The organism is Yokenella regensburgei ATCC 49455 (assembly GCF_000735455.1).
Lineage (GTDB): Bacteria > Pseudomonadota > Gammaproteobacteria > Enterobacterales > Enterobacteriaceae > Yokenella > Yokenella regensburgei.
In genome coordinates, this window is sequence record NZ_JMPS01000008.1 from 65,163 (window position 1) to 87,054 (window position 21,892).

At 55.1% G+C, this 21,892-nt stretch carries 19 protein-coding genes; 11 read left to right on the forward strand and 8 right to left on the reverse strand.

Annotated features, from left to right (window positions below):
* Positions 1-215 precede the first annotated feature (215 nt).
* From lptD to apaH, 6 genes are read left to right on the forward strand one after another with little or no spacing between them, the layout of a single operon-like run.
* Entirely contained in the window at positions 216-2,582 is a 2,367-nt protein-coding gene (gene lptD, locus GYRE_RS00750) for an LPS assembly protein LptD (RefSeq protein ID WP_038252179.1), read from the forward strand.
* 51 nt (positions 2,583-2,633) lie between these two features.
* On the forward strand, positions 2,634-3,920 hold the full coding sequence (gene surA / locus GYRE_RS00755; RefSeq protein ID WP_006817104.1) for a peptidylprolyl isomerase SurA: 1,287 nt from the start codon (positions 2,634-2,636) through the stop codon (positions 3,918-3,920).
* The gene (gene pdxA, locus GYRE_RS00760; protein ID WP_038252181.1) at positions 3,920-4,903 is read left to right on the forward strand and encodes a 4-hydroxythreonine-4-phosphate dehydrogenase PdxA; all 984 of its coding nucleotides are present in this window, start codon (positions 3,920-3,922) and stop codon (positions 4,901-4,903) included. Before surA ends, pdxA begins: the two co-directional genes overlap by 1 nt.
* Complete coding sequence (rsmA, locus tag GYRE_RS00765) at positions 4,900-5,721, forward strand: 16S rRNA (adenine(1518)-N(6)/adenine(1519)-N(6))-dimethyltransferase RsmA (RefSeq protein WP_006817102.1); 822 nt, start codon at positions 4,900-4,902, stop codon at positions 5,719-5,721. Before pdxA ends, rsmA begins: the two co-directional genes overlap by 4 nt.
* A gap of 3 nt (positions 5,722-5,724) precedes the next feature.
* Positions 5,725-6,102, forward strand: a complete 378-nt coding sequence (gene apaG / locus GYRE_RS00770; RefSeq protein WP_038252184.1) for a Co2+/Mg2+ efflux protein ApaG — start codon at positions 5,725-5,727, stop codon at positions 6,100-6,102.
* Between the two features lie 3 nt (positions 6,103-6,105).
* Positions 6,106-6,954: a bis(5'-nucleosyl)-tetraphosphatase (symmetrical) ApaH gene (gene apaH, locus GYRE_RS00775; protein WP_038252186.1), complete on the forward strand. Its 849-nt coding sequence runs from the start codon at positions 6,106-6,108 to the stop codon at positions 6,952-6,954.
* A 49-nt stretch (positions 6,955-7,003) separates the two neighbouring features.
* On the opposite strand, the gene folA is transcribed toward apaH, so the two are convergent.
* The 8 genes from folA to GYRE_RS00815 all read right to left on the reverse strand — a co-directional run bounded on the left by folA (position 7,004) and on the right by GYRE_RS00815 (position 17,370).
* Entirely contained in the window at positions 7,004-7,483 is a 480-nt protein-coding gene (gene folA, locus GYRE_RS00780; RefSeq protein ID WP_006817099.1) for a type 3 dihydrofolate reductase, read from the reverse strand.
* Between the two features lie 195 nt (positions 7,484-7,678).
* Positions 7,679-9,541, reverse strand: coding sequence for a glutathione-regulated potassium-efflux system protein KefC (kefC, locus tag GYRE_RS00785; protein ID WP_038252188.1), 1,863 nt, complete (start codon positions 9,539-9,541; stop codon positions 7,679-7,681).
* The gene (gene kefF, locus GYRE_RS00790; RefSeq protein WP_038252196.1) at positions 9,534-10,064 is read right to left on the reverse strand and encodes a glutathione-regulated potassium-efflux system oxidoreductase KefF; all 531 of its coding nucleotides are present in this window, start codon (positions 10,062-10,064) and stop codon (positions 9,534-9,536) included. Before kefF ends, kefC begins: the two co-directional genes overlap by 8 nt.
* Positions 10,065-10,167: 103 nt before the next feature.
* Positions 10,168-10,401 (reverse strand): YgdI/YgdR family lipoprotein, encoded by a 234-nt coding sequence (locus GYRE_RS00795; protein WP_038252199.1) that lies wholly within the window; start codon positions 10,399-10,401, stop codon positions 10,168-10,170.
* Positions 10,402-10,562: 161 nt separating this feature from the next.
* Entirely contained in the window at positions 10,563-13,787 is a 3,225-nt protein-coding gene (gene carB / locus GYRE_RS00800; protein ID WP_038252201.1) for a carbamoyl-phosphate synthase large subunit, read from the reverse strand.
* A gap of 18 nt (positions 13,788-13,805) precedes the next feature.
* Positions 13,806-14,954 (reverse strand): glutamine-hydrolyzing carbamoyl-phosphate synthase small subunit, encoded by a 1,149-nt coding sequence (carA, locus tag GYRE_RS00805; RefSeq protein WP_038252203.1) that lies wholly within the window; start codon positions 14,952-14,954, stop codon positions 13,806-13,808.
* A 453-nt stretch (positions 14,955-15,407) separates the two neighbouring features.
* Complete coding sequence (gene dapB / locus GYRE_RS00810; protein ID WP_038252205.1) at positions 15,408-16,229, reverse strand: 4-hydroxy-tetrahydrodipicolinate reductase; 822 nt, start codon at positions 16,227-16,229, stop codon at positions 15,408-15,410.
* A 133-nt stretch (positions 16,230-16,362) separates the two neighbouring features.
* The gene (locus GYRE_RS00815; RefSeq protein WP_038252207.1) at positions 16,363-17,370 is read right to left on the reverse strand and encodes a LacI family DNA-binding transcriptional regulator; all 1,008 of its coding nucleotides are present in this window, start codon (positions 17,368-17,370) and stop codon (positions 16,363-16,365) included.
* Between the two features lie 187 nt (positions 17,371-17,557).
* Here GYRE_RS00815 and GYRE_RS00820 point away from each other — a divergent pair, with 187 nt between their 5' ends.
* From GYRE_RS00820 to GYRE_RS00840, 5 genes are read left to right on the forward strand one after another with little or no spacing between them, the layout of a single operon-like run.
* Entirely contained in the window at positions 17,558-19,306 is a 1,749-nt protein-coding gene (locus tag GYRE_RS00820) for a class I mannose-6-phosphate isomerase (protein WP_038252209.1), read from the forward strand.
* 3 nt (positions 19,307-19,309) lie between these two features.
* On the forward strand, positions 19,310-19,738 hold the full coding sequence (locus tag GYRE_RS00825; RefSeq protein WP_038252211.1) for a PTS sugar transporter subunit IIA: 429 nt from the start codon (positions 19,310-19,312) through the stop codon (positions 19,736-19,738).
* 10 nt (positions 19,739-19,748) lie between these two features.
* Positions 19,749-20,243, forward strand: coding sequence for a PTS sugar transporter subunit IIB (locus GYRE_RS00830; protein ID WP_006817088.1), 495 nt, complete (start codon positions 19,749-19,751; stop codon positions 20,241-20,243).
* 10 nt (positions 20,244-20,253) lie between these two features.
* On the forward strand, positions 20,254-21,051 hold the full coding sequence (locus GYRE_RS00835) for a PTS mannose/fructose/sorbose/N-acetylgalactosamine transporter subunit IIC (RefSeq protein ID WP_112471437.1): 798 nt from the start codon (positions 20,254-20,256) through the stop codon (positions 21,049-21,051).
* Entirely contained in the window at positions 21,051-21,884 is an 834-nt protein-coding gene (locus tag GYRE_RS00840; RefSeq protein ID WP_006817086.1) for a PTS system mannose/fructose/sorbose family transporter subunit IID, read from the forward strand. The genes GYRE_RS00835 and GYRE_RS00840 overlap by 1 nt, the downstream gene beginning before the upstream one ends.
* The last annotated feature ends 8 nt before the right edge of the window (positions 21,885-21,892 follow it).

Below are 21,892 nucleotides of genomic sequence, written 5' to 3' on the forward strand. Positions count from 1 at the left end.
ATCGTCCAATTCGTCATGCCAGCGGCTAAAATATGCATTATCATACTCGTCATTCTGCACCGTGCCTAACACCACTGGTGCTAAACGGGAATATACTCGAATGATTCGAGCGGCAATGACGAGGATTAAGACTAGCGTGTTGATGTTGAGTACGTTAGTCTCTGACCGTTTGCCAGCAATGCTTGCCATAGATGACGGAACAACAAATACAACGTATGAAAAAACGTATCCCCACCCTCCTGGCCACGATGATAGCCAGCGCCCTGTACAGCCAGCAAAGCCTGGCCGCCGATCTTGCATCGCAATGTATGCTGGGCGTTCCGAGCTATAACCGTCCTCTGGTGCAGGGCGACACGAATAACCTGCCAGTCACTATTAATGCCGATCATGCGAAAGGGGACTACCCGGATAACGCTATTTTCACCGGCAATGTGGATATTAATCAGGCGAACAGCCGACTGCAGGCCGATGAAGTGCAACTGCATCAGAAACAGGCTGAAGGACAGGTGGATCCCGTACGTACGGTCGATGCGCTCGGCAATGTACACTACGATGACGAGCAGGTAATCCTGAAAGGTCCGAAAGGCTGGTCGAATTTAAATACCAAAGATACCAACGTCTGGAAAGGGGATTACCAGATGGTGGGACGTCAGGGCCGCGGTACGGCGGATCTGATGAAACAGCGTGGTGAGAACCGCTACACCATTCTGGATAACGGTACCTTTACTTCCTGTCTGCCGGGTTCGAATACCTGGAGCGTTGTCGGCAGCGAAGTCATTCATGACCGTGAAGAACAGGTGGCAGAAATCTGGAACGCCCGCTTTAAGCTCGGCCCGGTGCCCGTGTTCTACAGCCCGTATTTGCAGTTACCGGTGGGCGATAAGCGCCGCTCCGGTTTCCTTATTCCGAACGCGAAGTACAGCACCACTAACTATTTCGAATTCTACCTGCCGTACTACTGGAACATCGCACCAAACTTCGATGCCACCATTACCCCGCACTACATGCATAAGCGTGGCGGCGTGATGTGGGAGAACGAATTCCGCTACCTGACCAAAGCAGGAATGGGTACCGTTGAATTCGACTATCTGCCTACCGATCAGGTCTATAAAGACGAAAATCCGAATGTAGATAACAGCCGCCGCTGGTTGTTCTACTGGAACCATAACGGCGTGGTCGATCAGGTCTGGCGTTTCAACGCCGACTACACAAAAGTCAGCGACCCTAACTACTTCAACGATTTCAGCTCCAAATACGGTTCCAGTACCGATGGCTACGCCACGCAGAAATTCAGCGTCGGCTATTTCGTCGATAACTTTGACGCCACACTTTCCACCAAGCAGTTCCAGGTGTTTAACACCAACGGCAACAACTCTTATGCCGCCGAACCGCAGCTGGACATGAACTTCTATCAAAACGACGTCGGTCCGTTTGATACCCGCGTTTATGCGCAGGCGGTGAAGTTTGTCGGTACCAACAGCACCGCGCCGGAAGCGACGCGACTGCATATTGAGCCAACCATCAACCTGCCGTTATCTAACGGCTGGGGCAGCATCAATACCGAAGCCAAGCTGATGGCCACCCATTATCAGCAGACTAATCTCGACAGCTATAACGCCGCCAACCCAAATGCGCAGCTGGATGATACCGTTAACCGCTTCCTGCCGCAGTTCAAAGTCGACGGTAAGATGGTCTTCGAACGCAATGTCGACTGGTATGAGGGTTACACCCAGACGCTGGAACCGCGCGTACAGTACCTCTACGTCCCGTACAAGGACCAGAGCAACATCAACATGTACGACTCAACGCTGCTGCAGTCTGACTACAGCGGCCTGTTCCGCGATCGCGCCTACGGCGGTCTGGACCGTATCGCTTCCGCAAACCAGGTGACCACCGGTGTCACCACGCGTATTTATGATGAAAACGCCACGGAACGTTTTAACGTTTCTGTGGGTCAAATCTACTACTTCACCCAAGCGCGCACCGGAGATAACAATACCTTTAACGATAACGACCAGACCGGTTCCGTTGTCTGGGCAGGCGACACCTACTGGCGCATCTCCGATCGCTGGGGTCTGCGCAGCGGTGTGCAGTACGACACCCGCCTGGATAATATCGCTAACAGTACTTCCAGCATCGAGTACCGCCGCGACGCGGATCGGATGATCCAGTTGAGCTACCGTTACGCCAGCCCGGAGTATATTCAGGCGACGTTGCCGAACAATACGTCTTCCGAGGATTACTGGAAATCTCCGCAGTTTAAAAACGGGATTTCGCAGGTCGGGATGGCGGCAAGCTGGCCTATCGTTGATCGCTGGTCCATCGTCGGTGCCTACTACTTCGACACCAACGAGAACAAACCTGCCGACCAGATGCTCGGTCTGCAGTACAACTCCTGTTGTTATGCGCTGCGCGTCGGCTACGAACGCAAGCTCAACGGCTGGGATTCGCAGAACAACCAGGGCAAGTACGACAACGTGATTGGTTTCAACGTCGAACTGCGCGGTCTGAGTTCCAACTACGGACTCGGCACCCAGCAGATGCTGCGTTCGAACATTCTGCCGTATCAAAGCTCTTTGTAACGTAACAGACTTGAACCCGCCGGACTGGCGGATAATTGAAATGGAAAAAGTATGAAGAACTGGAAAACGCTGCTTCTCGGTCTCGCCATGATTGCGAATACCAGCTTCGCGGCCCCGCAGGTTGTCGATAAGGTAGCAGCCGTCGTTAATAACGGCGTTGTTCTGCAAAGTGACGTCGATGGTCTGATGCAGTCAGTTAAACTGAACGCAGGCCAGGCCGGGCAACAGCTGCCCGATGACGCCACGCTGCGTCATCAGATCCTTGAGCGTCTGATCATGGATCAAATCGTTCTGCAGATGGGTCAGAAAATGGGTGTGAAGGTCACTGACGAGCAGCTCGATCAGGCCATTGCCAATATCGCCAAGCAGAACAACATGAGCATGGATCAGATGCGCAGCCGTCTGGCCTACGATGGGCTCAACTACAACACCTATCGTAACCAGATCCGCAAAGAGATGATCATCTCAGAAGTACGTAACAATGAAGTGCGCCGCCGCGTTACCGTTCTGCCACAGGAAGTCGACGCTTTGGCAAAACAGATTGGCAACCAGAATGATGCCAGCACCGAATTGAATCTGAGCCACATCCTGATCCCACTGCCGGAAAACCCAACGTCCGATCAGGTGAGTGAAGCTGAGAGCCAGGCGCGCAGCATTGTTGACCAGGCGAACAAAGGTGCCGACTTTGGCAAACTGGCTATCTCCTACTCTGCTGACCAGCAGGCGCTGAAAGGCGGACAGATGGGCTGGGGACGAATTCAGGAACTGCCTTCTATTTTCGCTCAGGCATTAAGCACCGCGAAGAAAGGCGATGTGGTTGGCCCTATCCGTTCCGGTGTCGGTTTCCATATTCTGAAAGTGAACGATATGCGTGGCCAGTCACAGGGCGTGAAGGTGACCGAGGTTCATGCTCGTCATATTCTGCTGAAGCCATCGCCTATCATGAGCGACGATCAGGCCCGCGCGAAGCTTGAACAGATCGCGGCAGACATCAAGAGCGGCAAAACCACCTTTGAGAAAGCAGCCAAAGAGTTTTCTCAGGATCCAGGTAATGCTAACCAGGGTGGCGATTTAGGCTGGAACTCCCCGAGCATGTACGACCCGGCATTCGCCGATGCGCTGATGAAACTCAGCAAAGGTCAGGTTAGTGCTCCGGTTCACTCCTCCTTTGGCTGGCACCTGATCCAGATGCTGGATACGCGCAACGTTGATAAAACCGACGCCGCCCAGAAAGACCGGGCTTACCGTATGCTGATGAACCGTAAATTTGCGGAAGAAGCAGCCACCTGGATGCAAGAACAGCGCGCCAGCGCTTATGTGAAAATTCTGAGCAACTAATGACTCATCGTGTCGTTATCACTCCCGGCGAACCCGCCGGGATTGGTCCAGACCTCGTCGTCCAGCTCGCCCAGCGCGAGTGGCCGATGGAGTTGGTGATATGTGCCGACAGCGATTTACTCACAGACCGGGCGGCAACGCTCGGTTTGCCGTTAACGCTCCTGCCCTATCAACCTGACCAACCCCCGGTTCCCCAGCGCGCCGGTACTCTGACGCTGCTGCCCGTTGCTTTACACGCTCCTGCCGAACCAGGCAGACTCAATGTGCTGAACGGTCCTTATGTGGTTGAAACCTTAGCACGCGCCTGCGACGGTGCCGTTAACGGCGAATTTGCAGCCCTCATTACTGGCCCTGTGCACAAAGGTATCATCAACGATGCCGGCATCGCCTTTACCGGCCATACCGAATTCTTTGAAGAGCGCTCGCGGGCAAGCAAAGTGGTGATGATGCTGGCAACGGAAGAGCTTCGGGTGGCGCTGGCTACAACGCATTTGCCGCTGAAAGCCATCAGCGATGCGATTACGCCCGATCTGTTGCGCGAAGTGATTACCATCCTGCACGATGATCTGCAGAACAAGTTCGGTATCAAAAACCCACACGTGCTGGTCTGCGGCCTGAATCCGCATGCCGGTGAAGGTGGGCACATGGGAACGGAAGAGATAGACACCATCATCCCGGTGCTGGAAGAGATGCGTGGAAAAGGTATGAATCTGAGCGGACCGCTGCCGGCGGATACTCTGTTCCAGCCCAAATATCTCGACCATGCCGACGCCGTGCTCGCAATGTACCACGATCAGGGTCTGCCCGTGCTAAAATACCAGGGCTTTGGCCGTGGCGTGAATATCACACTCGGTCTACCCTTTATTCGAACCTCTGTCGATCACGGAACTGCGCTCGATCTCGCAGGCACCGGAACCGCAGAGGTCGGCAGTTTTATTACGGCGCTTAATCTCGCCATCAAAATGATTGTTAAATCTAAATGAATAATCGAGTCCATCAGGGCCACTTAGCCCGTAAACGTTTCGGGCAGAACTTCCTCAACGATCAGTTTGTGATCGAAAGTATCGTCTCGGCCATCAATCCACAAAAAGGTCAGGCTATGGTCGAAATCGGCCCAGGTCTGGCAGCACTGACGGAGCCCGTTGGTGAACGCCTCGATAAACTCACCGTTATCGAGCTGGACCGCGACCTGGCGGCACGCTTACAAACCCATCCGTTCCTTGGCCCGAAGCTGACAATTTATCAGCAGGACGCCATGACCATGGACTTCGGCAAACTGTCCGAAGAGTTGGGCCAGCCGCTGCGCGTCTTCGGCAACCTGCCTTACAACATCTCTACCCCGTTGATGTTCCACCTGTTCACCTATACCAACGCCATTGCCGACATGCATTTCATGTTGCAAAAAGAGGTGGTGAATCGTCTGGTTGCAGGACCGAATAGTAAAGCGTATGGTCGATTAAGCGTCATGGCGCAGTATTATTGCCAGATTATCCCGGTACTGGAAGTACCGCCAGGCGCATTTACGCCGCCGCCAAAAGTGGATTCTGCCGTTGTCCGCCTGGTGCCGCACGCGGTACCGCCGAACCCGGTGAAGAATATTCGTGCGCTCAGCCGCATTACCACTGAGGCATTTAACCAGCGTCGTAAAACTATTCGCAACAGCCTGGGTAACGTGTTCAGCGTCGAGGTGCTCAACGAGCTGGGTATCGATCCGGCACTGCGCGCCGAGAACATTTCTGTCGCCCAGTACTGCCAGTTGGCAAACTGGTTGACGGACAATGCGCCCCAGAAGGAGAGCTAAAGTATGATCGATTCGCCCCGTGTGTGTGTTCAGGTGCAAAGCGTCTACATCGCATCCCAATCATCCCCGGATGATGAGCGTTATGTCTTTGCGTATACCGTTACCATTCGCAACCTGGGGCGTTCGAGCGTACAGCTGCAGGGCCGTTACTGGCGTATCACTAACGGCCATGGGCGTGATACCGAAGTTCAGGGTGAAGGTGTTGTGGGTGAACAGCCACACATCGCCCCCGGCGAAGAATTCCAGTACACCAGCGGCGCGGTTATCGAGACGCCGCTGGGTACCATGCAGGGCCATTATGTGATGGTCGATTTTCATGGGGAGCAATTCTTAGTCGATATCCCCGTTTTCAGTCTGGCTGTACCTGGGCAAATTCACTAATACATGTCTACATATCTCATTGGCGACGTCCATGGTTGCTACGATGAACTGGTCGCGCTGCTCAGGCAGGTCGATTTCGCCCCTGAGCGCGACACGCTCTGGCTCACCGGCGATCTGGTTGCACGTGGCCCGGGCTCACTGGAAGTACTGCGCTTTGTAAAATCACTTGGCGACTGCGTGCGCCTGGTGCTCGGCAACCATGATTTGCACCTGCTGGCGGTCTTTGCGGGCATCAGCCGCAACAAGCCAAAAGACCGGCTGACCCCGCTTCTGGAAGCACCGGATGCCGACGAGCTTATCAACTGGCTGCGCCGCCAGCCGCTGCTGCAGATTGATGAAGAGAAGAAACTGGTGATGGCGCATGCCGGGATCACGCCGCAGTGGGATCTGGCTACCGCAAAACAGTGTGCCCGCGATGTTGAAGCGGTACTGAGCAGCGACTCTTACCCGTTCTTCCTCGACGCCATGTATGGTGATATGCCGAATAACTGGTCCCTGGACCTGAGCGGGCTGTCGCGTCTGAGATTTATCACCAATGCCTTCACGCGTATGCGCTACTGCTTCCCGAACGGCCAGCTGGATATGTACAGCAAAGAGTCCCCGGATAGCGTCCCCGCGCCGTTAAAACCCTGGTTTGATCTGTCTGGACCGGTGACCGACGAGTATAGCGTCGCCTTTGGCCACTGGGCATCTCTGGAAGGTAAAGGCACACCGGAGGGCATTTATGCTCTGGATACCGGTTGCTGCTGGGGCGGGGTGCTGACCTGTCTGCGCTGGGAAGATAAAGCGTACTTTATTCAGCCTTCTAACCGCCATCTGGATCTGGGTGAAGAAGAAGCGGTTGCCTCCTGACAGCGCCTTCCTACTGGCGAAAAAAAAGCCCCGTCTCGGGGCTTTTTTATTAACGACGTTCTAAGATCTCGAAACAGTAGCTGTGCGAGTTCTGTCCGTCAGCATCGTGAAACTCGCTGAAGGTGGATTCCCAGTGGTCAGGATCGTAATCCGGGAAATGGGTATCACCCTCGACTTCCGCATCAATGTGCGTCAGGTACAGGCGCTGCGCTTTTGGCAGGAACTGTTCGTAAACACGACCACCGCCAATCACCATAATTTCTTCCACGTTGCCACAGGCGGCAATCGCTTCATCAACCGATTTTACCCACTGCACGCGATCGTCAGTACCAGGCTGGCTGCTGATCACGATATTCTTACGCCCAGGCAGCGGGCGACCGATGGATTCCCAGGTCAGACGACCCATTACCACTGGCTTATTTAACGTATTGCGTTTAAACCAGGCGAGATCGGCAGGCAGGTTCCACGGCATAGCGTTTTCCATGCCAATGACACGATCTACCGCTAACGCCGCAATCAAACTGATCATTGAATATTTCCCGGATGCAAAAAATTGTCGCCACTATACGGAAAGCGTAATCTTTCGTCGACTGGCGGTAGAGTAAAGAAAGCGAAAAATTTCCGAATTGCTGGCGAGTCCACGTCCCTGCGATGGACTGCCAGCATTACAGTGGTTATGAAACAAAACGTTAGCCGTAAAGTTTGCGTAACGTCACATTTTGTCTCAGGCGGTTGGTTTACTTTCCGGCTCATCATTGACGTCGCCGGTATGCTTACCTTCTTCCGTTCCCTGCCAGCCGTGGCGCTGAATCAAAGACAGATGATTACGGTCTTCGTTGATGATCCCGGTGAGCATGGTACTCGTCCGTTTGTATACAGCAGCAAACGAGGCATCGTCTTCTTCCGCCATATCCACCATCTCTTCCACCATCTGAATATTGAAGCGGCGGAACAGGTCGGCCCGCTCGCGCGCCTCATAGGCACCCAGACCAAGAGCCTCCAGAACCATACGCCCGGTTTTCAGCGCCCCTTCGAAGGTTTCACGCTCCGGTGCTTCAACCCCTGCCTGACGCAGCTGAATGTAATGATCGACATCGCGGGCGCGAGAAATAATGCGCAGCGACGGGAAGTGCTCTTTTACCAGCTCGGTCAACTGCATGCTGGCCTGCGGGTCGTCGATGGCGTTGATAATCACCTCCGCCTTTGCCGCTCCCGCTGACTCAAGCAGATCCACTCGTGTGGCATCGCCATAGAACACTTTCATTTCAAATTTGCGCAGGGTTTCCACATGGTCCGGATCGTGATCGAGGATAACCATTTTAACGCCGCTTGAGAGCAGCAGACGCCCGGCAATCTGCCCAAAACGTCCGAAACCGGCAATGATGACGCGCGGTTGCTCTTCATCGATTTCATCTGCTTCGCGTTCATCGCCAGCGGTTTTCTCGAAGCGACTTAACAGAACCAGCAGAACCGGCGTTGCCGCCATCGACAGTGCCACCGTCAGGGTCAGTGCCTTCGCCCATTCTGGATCGAGCACGTCAGCCATCTGCGCAGCACCAAATACCACAAAGGCGAACTCACTCCCCTGCCCTAACAGAGCGGCAAACCAGCGACGCTGCGCCTTAGGCACTCCCAGCGGGCGGGCAACCAGCCACAGCATGATAAGCTTGATGGCAAGGAACCCGGCCAGCAAAATCAGGATCCTCAGCGGATGCGTCATCAGGGTGCCAAAGTCCACCGACATTCCGACGCCGATGAAGAACAACCCCAGCAGCAGCCCTTTAAACGGTTCGATATCGCTTTCCAGCGCATGACGGTATTCGGAGCTCGCCAGCAATACTCCGGCGAGAAACGCCCCCATCGCCATCGACAATCCGACTTCTTCCAGCAACAGTCCAAAACCAAACACGAGGAACAGTGCCACGGCGCTGAATACTTCACGCAGCCCCGAACGCGCGACAAAACGCAGAACCGGGCGCGTCACATAGCGCCCGAGCAGCACGACCAGCACCAGTGCGCCCGCCACTTTCAAGGCCGAAAGTGCAAACGCGCCAAGCGTTGTGGAAGCACCGCTGGCCGCCAGCAGTGGGATCATCGCCACCAGCGGGATCGCGGCGATATCCTGAAACAGCAACACCGCAAATGCACTGCGCCCCATCGTGGACAGCGTTAAGTTGCGTTCATTCATTGCCTGCATGGCGATCGCCGTTGATGACAGCGCAAGCGTCATACCGATGAGCTCCGCCACCTTCCAGTCGAGCCCCAGCAGAATACAGAATCCACCGATCAGCACGCCGCAGGCCACCATTTGCAATGCCCCGCCGCCAAATACCGATGCGCGCAGCTTCCACAGCCGCTGCGGATCCAGCTCGAGGCCAATCACGAACAGCATCAGCACCACGCCGATTTCAGCGAAGTGGAGGATGGACTCAGCATCGGTCACCAGCCGTAGCCCCCACGGGCCAATAATACAGCCGGCAATCAGGTAACCGAGCACTGAGCCAAGACCAAGGCGTACAGCAATCGGCACAATCAGCGCCGCAGAACCAAGGTAAATCAACGCCTGTATGAGCGTATGGCTATCCATGATGCGCCTCCTGCCACTCTATCAACCGCTGTTTATAGTGCCGCGCCTGCGCCTGCAGCGTTTCATCATCACAGATAAACGTACAATGCATCGCAAACGGCGGTAACCACTTCAGACCGCAGTAAAGCGCGGTGGCCTGCAGAGGCTGAGAAAGAACGTCAAACCCTGGGTGAGAACCGATATCGAAATGGCTTTCGCCACCGCCGGTAGTCACCGCCCACATCAGGCTTTTGCCGTTCAGCGCCTTTCCGCCATGGCCATAAGCCCAGCCGTGCGACAGCACTTTATCCATCCACAGTTTGAGAAGAGGTGGGACGCTGTACCACTGCATTGGATGTTGCCAGACGATGAGGTCAGCGCGGGAGAGCGCTTCCTGCTCGGCGGCGATATCGATATTGAAATCGGGATAGAGGTGATAAAGGGAGCGGATCTCAACGTCGTCGAGTTCCCTTGCCTGCTCAATCATCCGTTTATTCGCATGCGAGTGATGCGGATACGGATGTGCATAAATAATCAAAATCATCTGTTAGCCTGCCTGCACTTCCTGTTGTTATCCGCAAAGTGTAGTCAGAATGCGGGCAGGCTAACAGTGAATCTTTGTGATCAAGCTGGTTGATAAAATTGAACTAGTTGTCCAGCTCCCCCATCGATTTCACCTGATCGCGGTTAATCTGCTCCGTTTTTCCGGTTTCCGCATTTTTGTAGGACACAAGGCCAGTATCACTATCTACCTGTGGTTTGCCGTCGGTCACGATGGTTCTACCGTCGGTGGTTTTCACCGCCTGGTTAGAAGAGCAGCCCGCAACCATAAAGAGGGATGCTGCGGCAAAGACGGAGGCTGTCAGAAGCGTGTTACGCATAGTGTTCTCCCTGTTTTCAGTGAAAATCATTATCAGTCTAACGATTTTAGGCTAACGGACTGACAGGAGATGGAGAACCAGAACACTCTGAAGTCGCTAAAAAGACGTAGGCCCGGTAAGCATATCGCCACCGGGCCTACGGGATTACGAGAGGATGAGGATTATTTGCTAATCTTCGCGTGCATCTCCTGCACCGAAGTCACCTTCTCAGTCGCATCCGCATTCAGCGCCATGGCTGTTGCGAAACCGCCGTTCAGGGTGGTGTCGTAGTGCACTTTGTACTGCAGCGCGCTGCGGCGAATCAGCTTGGAGTCTTCAATCGCCTGGCGACCTGCGGTGGTGTTGATGATGTAGGTGTACTCGCCATTCTTAATGCGGTCCTGAATGTGCGGACGGCCTTCATGCACCTTGTTCACCAGGCGCGGGTTGATACCGGCTTCGCCCAGTACAATCGCGGTACCGTGGGTGGCATCAAGCTCGAAGCCCTGTTTCAGCAGCTTGGCGGCTAAATCCACCACACGTGCCTTATCGCCTTCACGTACCGACAGCAGCGCACGACCATTACGCTTCATCGTAGAGTTACTGCCGAGCTGCGCTTTGGCGAACGCTTCCGCGAAGGTGCGGCCGACGCCCATGACTTCCCCGGTAGAGCGCATTTCTGGCCCTAACAGCGGGTCAACGCCCGGGAATTTGTTGAACGGCAGCACCACTTCTTTCACCGAGTAGTACGGCGGGATAATTTCTTTGGTAACACCCTGCTGGCTCAGCGTCTGGCCAACCATCACGCGCGCGGCTACTTTTGCAAGCGGTACACCGGTCGCTTTAGAGACAAACGGGACGGTACGTGCAGCACGCGGGTTCACTTCAATCAGGTAAACTTCGTTGTCTTTCACCGCGAACTGAACGTTCATCAGACCACGAACCTGCAGTTCGAAGGCCAGTTTCTGCACCTGCTGGCGCATCACATCCTGAATTTCCTGGCTCAGCGTATAGGCTGGCAGAGAACAAGCGGAGTCACCGGAGTGAACGCCTGCCTGCTCGATGTGCTCCATAATGCCACCAATCAGCACCATTTCGCCGTCGCAGATGGCATCCACGTCCACTTCCACCGCGTCGTCGAGGAAGCGGTCGAGCAGCACTGGCGCATCGTTAGAAACGCTGACTGCAGTCTGGAAATAGCGCTTAAGGTCGGCTTCGTCATAGACGATTTCCATCGCGCGGCCACCCAGAACGTAGGACGGGCGCACTACCAGCGGGTAGCCAATCTCTTTTGCCTTCTCAACGGCCTGTTCGATAGCGGTCACAGTGGCGTTTGCTGGCTGCTTCAGCTTCAGACGGTCAACCGCATGCTGGAAGCGCTCGCGGTCTTCGGCACGGTCAATGGCGTCCGGGCTGGTACCGATAACCGGTACACCGGCCGCTTCAAGCGCACGCGCCAGCTTCAGCGGAGTCTGGCCACCGTACTGCACGATAACGCCCTTCGGCTTCTCGATGCGCACGATTTCCAGCACGTCTTCCAGCGTTACCGGCTCAAAGTACAGACGGTCGGAGGTGTCGTAGTCGGTAGAAACGGTTTCCGGGTTACAGTTGACCATAATGGTCTCATAACCGTCTTCACGCAGCGCCAGCGAGGCGTGAACGCAGCAGTAGTCGAACTCAATGCCCTGACCGATACGGTTCGGGCCGCCGCCGAGGACCATCACTTTATCGCGGTCAACGGACGGGTTCGCTTCACACTCATCTTCATAAGTGGAGTACATGTAGGCGGTGTCGGTAGCAAATTCAGCCGCACAGGTATCCACGCGCTTATAGACCGGGTGCAGGTTGTACTGGTCACGCAGTTTACGGATTTCTGCTTCGCGAACCCCTGCCAGTTTTGCCAGACGCGCATCGGCGAAGCCTTTACGCTTAAGCGTGCGCAGGAAATCGGCGTCGAGGCCGGTGATACCGATTTCAGCCACCTGCTCTTCCAGGCGCACCAGCTCTTCAATCTGTACCAGGAACCAGCGGTCGATGTTGGTCAGGTTAAATACGCCATCGACGGACAGGCCCGCACGGAACGCATCGGCGATATACCAGATACGCTCGGCGCCAGCGTCTTTCAGTTCGCGGCGGATTTTGGTCAGCGCTTCCGGGTCTTCAAGGCTCACTTTCGGGTCGAAACCGGTAGCACCGACTTCGAGGCCACGCAGCGCTTTCTGCATGGATTCCTGCTGGGTGCGGCCAATGGCCATCACTTCACCAACCGATTTCATCTGGGTGGTCAGACGGTCGTTAGCACCGGCAAATTTTTCGAAGTTGAAGCGTGGGATTTTAGTCACGACGTAGTCGATAGACGGTTCGAAGGAAGCCGGAGTGCGGCCGCCGGTGATGTCGTTCATCAGCTCATCAAGGGTGTAACCCACCGCCAGCTTGGCGGCGACTTTAGCAATCGGGAAGCCGGTTGCTTTCGAGGCCAGCGCCGAAGAGCGGGACACGCGCGGGTTCATTTCGATAACAATCAGTCGACCGTTTTTCGGGTTCACCGCGAACTGAACGTTAGAGCCGCCGGTTTCCACACCGATCTCACGCAGCACCGCCATCGAGGCGTTACGCATGATTTGGTATTCTTTATCGGTCAGGGTCTGCGCTGGTGCAACGGTGATGGAGTCACCGGTGTGAATGCCCATGGCGTCGAAGTTTTCGATGGAGCAGACGATGATGCAGTTGTCGTTCTTATCACGCACCACTTCCATCTCGTACTCTTTCCAGCCGATCAGCGACTCATCAATCAGCAGCTCGTTGGTGGGAGAGAGATCCAGACCGCGTTCGCAAATCTCTTCGAACTCTTCGCGGTTATAGGCAATACCGCCACCGGTGCCACCCATGGTGAAGGATGGGCGGATAATGCACGGATAACCGACATCAGCCGCAACCGCCAGGGCCTCTTCCATCGTATGAGCGATGCCAGAGCGTGCAGTGTCGAGGCCAATTTTCTTCATCGCCACGTCGAAACGGCGGCGGTCTTCGGCTTTATCGATGGCATCGGCAGTGGCGCCAATCATGGTGACGCCAAACTCAGCCAGCACACCCTGACGCTCCAGTTCGAGCGCACAGTTCAGCGCCGTCTGGCCGCCCATGGTCGGCAGGACCGCATCCGGACGCTCTTTTTCAATAATCTTACGCACGACTTCCCAGTGAATCGGCTCGATGTAGGTCGCATCAGCCATTTCCGGGTCAGTCATAATGGTTGCCGGGTTGGAGTTCACCAGAACAACGCGGTAACCCTCTTCGCGCAGGGCTTTACACGCCTGGGCGCCGGAGTAGTCGAATTCGCAGGCCTGGCCGATAACAATCGGGCCAGCGCCGAGGATCAGGATGCTTTTAATATCTGTACGTTTTGGCATGGTCTTTTCAGCTCCTGATTATTTAGCGGTCTTACGGTAAAGCTCGATAAGTTCGATGAAGTGATCGAACAGCGGCGCGGCATCGTGCGGGCCCGGGCTCGCTTCCGGGTGTCCCTGGAAGCTGAACGCCGGTTTATCCGTACGGTGGATCCCCTGCAGGGTGCCGTCGAACAGTGATTTGTGGGTCACGCGCAGATTGGCAGGCATCGAGGCCTCATCCACCGCAAAACCGTGGTTCTGCGCGGTAATCATCACCGTATTGTTATCGATATCTTTCACCGGGTGGTTACCACCGTGGTGACCGAACTTCATCTTGACGGTTTTCGCACCGCTCGCCAGCGCCAGCAGCTGATGGCCGAGGCAGATGCCAAATACCGGAATATCGGTTTCGAGGAATTTTTCGATAGCGGCGATAGCATAATCGCACGGCGCCGGGTCACCAGGTCCGTTGGAGAGGAAGATACCGTCCGGGTTCATCTTCAGCACGTCTTCCGCGGAGGTCTGCGCCGGAACCACCGTCAGGCGGCAGCCGCGGTCAACCAGCATGCGCAGGATATTGCGCTTGGCGCCGAAATCGTATGCCACCACGTGGAACGGCAGTTCGTCTTCTTTTTTAGCTTCCGGCAGGTCGCCTGAAAGCGTCCAGCTACCCTGAGTCCAGCTGTAGCTTTCAGCCGTGGTCACTTCCTTTGCCAGGTCCATCCCACTCAGGCCCGGGAAAGCTTTTGCTTTTTCCTGCGCCAGGGTCGCATCCAGGTTATCACCGGCGATGATGCAGCCGTTTTGTGATCCGGTCTCGCGAAGTTTTCTGGTCAGCTTACGAGTATCGATATCGGCAATCGCCACAATGTTGTGACGTTTCAGGTAGGAAGAGAGGTCTTCAGTGTTGCGGAAGTTGCTGGCAATCAGCGGCAGGTCACGAATGACGAGGCCTTGCGCATGTACCTGGGAAGATTCTTCATCAGCGGCGTTGGTGCCGACATTACCGATATGGGGATAAGTAAGAGTGACGATTTGGCGGGAGTAGGAAGGATCAGTGAGGATTTCTTGATAACCGGTCATTGAAGTATTGAAAACGACTTCCCCAACCGCCGTGCCTGTTGCCCCTATGGCCCGACCGATAAACTGGGTTCCGTCTTCCAGAACCAAAAGCGCTGACTTTATCAAAACACCCTCCAAAGAATATTCACTCACTTTATCTGCATATTAATTCACTAAATATAGAGAAGCAATGCAAATTTGTTGCCCGCGAAAATTTGGCAAACGGCGGCATTCTGGGGACTGGGTGGGTAAAAGTCAACTCAAAACGCCATTTTTAATGTTAATTTTGCGTCACTGGGAAAAATACTGCGGTTTAACAGGCAAAATGATCAACAAAGTCGTATCAGAAAACGCTTGCGCTCCTTTCAGAGTGTAAAAATAGCCCTGAACAGAGAAAAAGGTGGACCATTTGGTCAGATTTTACATTTAATAAACACAAAAACTAAAGATAAGTTGTTATTTACAAGGTTTGGACAGTAAAAAACATCAAACATGATAAAATTAAAGGGCAATAAAATATTGCCCTATGCAATCAATCAATTATGACTGCCAATACCACATCACGATGGGTAATAAACACTATAAACTATTGAGGTCAAGCACATCTCGCATGTCATAAAGACCATCTTTCTTACCTTTAAGCCACAATGCGGAACGAACGGCACCATTTGCAAATGTCATTCGGCTGGAAGCTTTATGGGTGATCTCAATACGCTCACCGATATCCGCGAACATGGCGGTATGTTCACCGACGATATCCCCGGCGCGCACGGTCGCAAACCCAATGGTGCCCGGCACACGCTCTCCGGTGTACCCTTCCCGGCTGTAGACGGCACAATCTTTGAGGTCTTTATCCAGCGCCTGCGCGATAGCTTCGCCCATTGCCAGCGCCGTGCCCGATGGCGCATCGACTTTATGACGGTGGTGAGCTTCGATGATTTCGATATCGGTGTAGTCGCCCATCACCTTTGCAGCCTTCTCCAGCAGCTTTAACATCACGTTAACGCCCACGCTGAAGTTCGCGGCGAAGACAATGCCGATATCGGCTGACGCCTCGCGAATAGCGGCTTTCCCGGCGTCATCAAAACCGGTCGTGCCGATGACCATCCCTTTACCATGCTGGCGGCAAAACGCCAGATGATGCAGCGTGCCCTCCGGACGGGTAAAATCGATGAACACGTCGAAATCGTCCTTCACGGCCTCCAGGCTGCTTTGCACCATAACGCCGGTTTTACCTGCTCCTGCCAGCTCGCCGGCATCGCTTCCCAGTAATGATGAGCCTTCACGCTCCAGCGCAGCACCCAGCTGCACACCCTGCAGCTGCGTCGCCGCCTGAATTAACTGACGCCCCATTCGGCCGCCCGCGCCCGCAATGGCAACGCGGATTTGTGCATCATGCATATCTATTCTCTTAAGTTAATCAGATGTAAATCGTTTTCAGAGTAACCAGCCCCCGCAGAGGCTGCCACTCAAAAACAGCGATAATTAGAATTTAACGTGAAAACGGGATTGCTATCAGTAAAAGACATAACGATCAGCGAAAACCGCATGATTCTCTGACCACCAGCGCCGGAGGCAGAATAATGCGTTTCGGCGGCTCATCGTTGCCCTGAATACGACTATAAAGCAGTTCACCCGCTTTGCGACCTATCTCTTTTGCCGCCACGGAAACCGTCGTCAGCGCCGGTTGTACCAACGCCGCTTCGGTAATATCGTCAAAACCGACCAGCGCAAAATCACGCCCCACCTCACGCCCCATTTTGCGTAGCGCCTGCATTACTCCGAGGGCTACAATATCCTGATAGCATACCGCCGCGGTGATTTGCGGAAACTGATAGAACAATGCTTCTGCCACCCGCGCACCATCACTCTGGCTTGCCTGACTTGTTGCAATCCAGCGGGGGTCTGCCGACAGCCCATTTTCCAGAAGCTTACTGGTAAAGCCACCGATACGCTGTGCCCGGGTGCCCGAACTCTGGCTTCCGCCGATAAAGGCAATATGCCGATGCCCAAGCTTCAGCAGATGCGCGGTAGCCATCTGGGTACCAAGAAAGTTGTCGGTACCGACAAAATCGAAATCGGGATCGTTGACCGGTCGTACCACCATGATGGCGGGAATATTACGCCGCTTCAGGCTGTCAAAAAATGTGCGCGGAGTTTCCCGGGCCGCACACAGCACCATCCCGCAGGCGTTATTACGCATCAGTGAATCGACAAACTTTTGCTGCCGCTCGCCGGACTCCTCGCTGTTGGCCAGAAACAGCAGCATCTCATGGCGCTCCATTTCATGGCTGAGGCCAGCGGTCATTTCACCGTAAAAGGGGTTGGTAATGTCGTGTAGCAGCAGCCCGACCTGATTACTGCTGCGGTTGCGCAGGTTCGCGGCCGTCTGGTTATAGACATAGCCGGAGTCATCCAGCGCTTTCAGGACTCTTTCCCGGGTTGCCTGCGAGATCCTCCCGCGATTACGCAACACCATCGACACCGTGGCGGTCGACACGCCTGCTCGTTCAGCGACCTGCGCCAGCGTTACAGTTGTCATTGTTCCTCCTTCGTTCCCCACAGATTAATCGAATAACCTAAATTTTGCATTTTTCCCTGTGAGACGCTTCACACTCCCGGGCAGAAAAGACAATTTCCTCGTCGTTTTGTCAGGTTAATCGCGTTAACCACTCTTCCACATTAAGGTTAATCGATTAATCTTAATTTAACGATAACGGAGTGAACACATGAAACCTACCCACTATGACAAATACCCTGAAGTGTCAGTTCAGGGATTCGATACCCACGCCCGGCAAGGGTGGGAAGCGATTGTTGCTGCGCTTAACACCAGGCTTTCCGCTAACCAAAAAACCGTACTGGTCATCGACTGCTACCCGGGCGTCCGTCTTAAAGAGATCGAGCAGAAATTACTGACTCACTTTAAAGAGGCGCTCTACCTCAACGTAGAGACCGCCCGGCAAAACGAGGAAGCGCTGCACGCCCTTCTGGCCCGCAATCTCACCGATGACCGCGTGTTTGGCGTCCTCTCCTGCCACCAGCTTCCGGAATTTTTCGACGCTGCTGCGTTGACCTCTCTCCAGCAGCAGGTGGCACAACACCCGGCAGGGCTTACGGTGGTATATGGCCCAGGTGCTGCGCTGGTGCATCCAGGCGACGTGCTGGTGTATGCCGATCTGCCGCGCTGGGAAATTCAGCAGCGCATGCGCAGCGGCGAGCTGGGTAACTGGGGGGTAGAAAACCAGAGCGAAGATATTCTCCGCCGCTATAAGCGTGCCTTCTTCATCGAATGGCGGGTCTTTGACCGCCATAAAACACCGCTGCTTAAGCGCTGTGATTTCTTGCTGGATACCACCGTGGCGGATGCACCAACGCTTGTCAGCGGCGAAGCCCTGCGTGCCGGGTTACAGCAAACGGCACAACAACCATTCCGCGTCGTACCGTTCTTCGACCCCGGCGTCTGGGGCGGTCAGTGGATGAAACAACGATTCGATCTCGATCCGGCGAAACCAAACTACGCATGGTGTTTTGACTGCGTGCCCGAGGAAAACAGCCTGCTGATGCGGTTTGGCGACGTCAGGGTCGAGATCCCCTCTCTGGATTTGGTGCTGTTGCAGCCCCACGCGCTGCTCGGTGAAAAAGTGCATGCCCGCTTTGGGGCCGAATTCCCTATCCGCTTTGATTTCCTGGATACCATCGGCGGCCAGAATCTCAGTTTCCAGGTGCATCCGCTGACAGAATATATTCAGCAGCAGTTCGGCATGCACTACACCCAGGATGAGAGCTACTACATCCTTGATGCCGAGCCGGGTGCGGTGGTCTATCTCGGTACCAAAACCGGGGTGAGGCCGGCGGAGATGCTGAGCGATTTACGCCAGGCGGCACGCGGTGAAAAGGCATTTGACGACGCGCGCTTTGTTAACCAGATTGCTGCGCGAAAGCATGACCACTTCCTGATCCCGGCGGGTACCGTACATTGCTCCGGCTCAGGCACAATGGTGCTTGAGATAAGCGCCACACCGTACATCTTCACTTTCAAACTCTGGGACTGGGGACGCCTGGGGCTCGACGGACAGCCGCGTCCGGTGCATCTCGACCACGGCGAGCAGGTCATCGACTGGCAGCGCGATACCCGGTGGGTCAATCAGCATCTGGTCAACCGCATCGAGCCCATCGATGAAGGTGACGGCTGGCGCGAAGAGCGCACCGGCCTGCACGAGCGCGAATTTATTGAGACCCGACGCCACTGGTTCACCGCGCCGGTGAGCCACCACACCGACGGTGGCGTGAACGTACTCAACCTGGTCGAAGGGGATGAAGCCCGTGTGGAAAGCCCGAGCGGCGCATTTGAGCCTTTCGTGGTGCACTACGCCGAAACCTTCATCATTCCGGCTTCGGTGGGCGAATACCGCATTTCGCCGTGGGGTAAGGGAATTGGCCAGCAGCTGGCGACCGTCAAAGCCTGGGTCAGGGGATAAACGATGATTAATGTGATTGTGGCTTCACACGGCCCGATGGCAAAAGCCATGCTCGAGAGCGCCAGCATGGTCTACGGCGAGCTGCCTTACTGCTTCGCCGTGACGCTCACTGGCGAAGCCGGTATCGAAGGCTTCAGGCAGGATTTTGCCGACGTGCTGGCAATGGCGTCGAAAGATGCCGATGGGGTGCTGGTACTTTGCGATATGCAGAGCGGGACCCCGTGGAATGTCGCCTGCCAGTCAGCCTTCTCGGCAAAGACGGTTCCGCCGGTCGCGGTACTGGGCGGCATAAACTTCCCGATGCTTTTACAAACCGACGATATTCACGAATTTACCGATGTTAACGCCGCAGCCCGCCAGCTGCTGGCGCTAACCCAACCTACGCTGGTGCTGGCGGCCCCCGCCGCCAGTGAGCAATCAGACGATTTTTAAGGAGCCTGCTATGAGCATTTCTTTTGTACGCATCGACGACCGCGTCATTCATGGGCAGCTCGTCACACGTTGGGCCAAAGAGCTGCCCTGCGACGGTATCGTAGCCATCGACGATGCCGTGGCGGCCGATCCGCTTCTTTCTTCGGTGATGAAAGGCGCAGTATCCGACACCAAAGTGTGGCTGTTTGATACCGCCACCGCGATTGAAAAGCTACCGAAGGTGATTGCCAGCGACAAACGCTACTTTGTGATAGGTAAATCTCCACTCACGTTACAGCGTATTGAGCAGGCGGGGATCAGCCTAAAAAACAGCAACGGCAAAATCAACGTCGGCCCGATGAGCGCCCGTGCAGATACCACCACCATTGGCCCCAATCAGTCCGTTAATGCCGAAGAGATTTCTGCTTTCGACTGGCTGCACGCGCAGGGCCATGCGATTGAGTTTCGTCTGGTACCTGATGCCAGCAGCTACAGCTGGCAGGATGCGCGGCAAAAACTGAAATAAGGAGCGGATGATGATTATCGAAGCGGCATTAATTGGCGTGCTCTGTTATCTCGGCGCGCTCAGTAGTCCCTGGCTGTTGGGTCTGACCGGCGGCTGGTATCTGATTACCCGTCCGCTGGTGTCGGGCATGCTGGTCGGGTTTATTCTCGGTGATGTCAAAACCGGGATCATGATTGGCGTAGCGGTGCAGGCGGTGTATATCGCGATGGTGACGCCCGGTGGTTCTATGCCAGCGGATCTCAACTTCGTCGCCTTTCCTGCGATTGCGCTGGGTATTTTGTCGGGCAAGGGGCCAGAAGTCGCCGTGGCGCTGGCTGCGACTATCGGCATTGCCGGGACCATTCTCTTCAACACCATGATGGTACTGAACTCCTTCTGGAACCATCGCGCCGATAATGCCGTCGATCGCGGTGACGAACGCGGTATTTACCTTAACAGCGCCATCTTCCCGCAGGTCACTAACTTTGTCCTGCGCTTCGTGCCAACCTTCATCGCGGTTTATTTCGGTGCGCAGTACATCAGCGGTTTTATGGACAGCCTGCCAAAAGTCGTGCTTTCCACCATGAACGTGCTGGGGGGCATTCTACCTGCCGTTGGTATCGCTATTCTGCTTAAGCAAATCATCAAAAACTACACCATGTTGATCTACTTCCTGGTGGGCTTTGTGTGCATCGTTTTCCTGAAGCTGAACATGGTCGCGCTGGTGATCGTCGGCGCGCTGCTGGCGCTTATCCATTACAACTACAAGCCAGAACCTCCGCAGGCCGTTACCTTTGCGCGGGCGGCAGATGATGAGGATGAATTCTGATGGAAGAACGTACAATTACGCCCAAAAACCTGACCCGCAAAGATCTGCGCCGCTGCTGGCGGGCATGGATGATGCACAATCTGTCGTCGATGAGTTTTGAACGTCTGGAATCCTTCGGTTTTTGCCTGAGCATGCTACCGGTGGCGAAGAAGCTCTACCCCGATGACAAAGAACGCCAGGAAATGCTGCGCCGTCATGCGTCGTTCTACAATACAGAACCGCAGATAGGCGCCATCGTCAACGGTATGACCCTGGGCCTGGAAGAGAAAAAAGCCAATGGCGAACCTATCGACGGTGAGACGATCAACACGCTCAAAGTGGGTCTGATGGGGCCGATCGCCGGGATCGGCGACTCGATGATCCCGGGCATGCTGATCCCTATTCTGCTCAGCATCGGGATGGCGCTGGCGGCGGGCGGCAACATTCTAGGGCCGCTGTTCTACATTGTCGCCTGGCTTGCCATCATTATTCCCGGCTCGTGGTTTTTGTTCCTTAAGGGTTATCAGATGGGCTCCGGCTCCGTCGAAATGCTGGTGAGCAGTAAATCTGCTCGCCTGCGTGAAGCATTATCGCTACTGGGCGTATTCGTGATGGGCGGCGTGGCGGCAAGCTACGTGAAGCTGGGAACCGGCCTTGAGTTCATCACCAAAGACGGCGTGAACATCCATGTACAGCAGATGCTGGACGGGATCTTCCCGCAGCTCCTGCCGCTGGTCGTAGTGCTGGGGACGTGGTATCTGATGGCAAAACGTGGCGTCTCACCGGTGAAAGCGATGATCCTGCTGCTGGTACTGGCGGCGGTCGGTGTCGCGACGGGCCTGTTTGCCGGTTAAACAGGAAG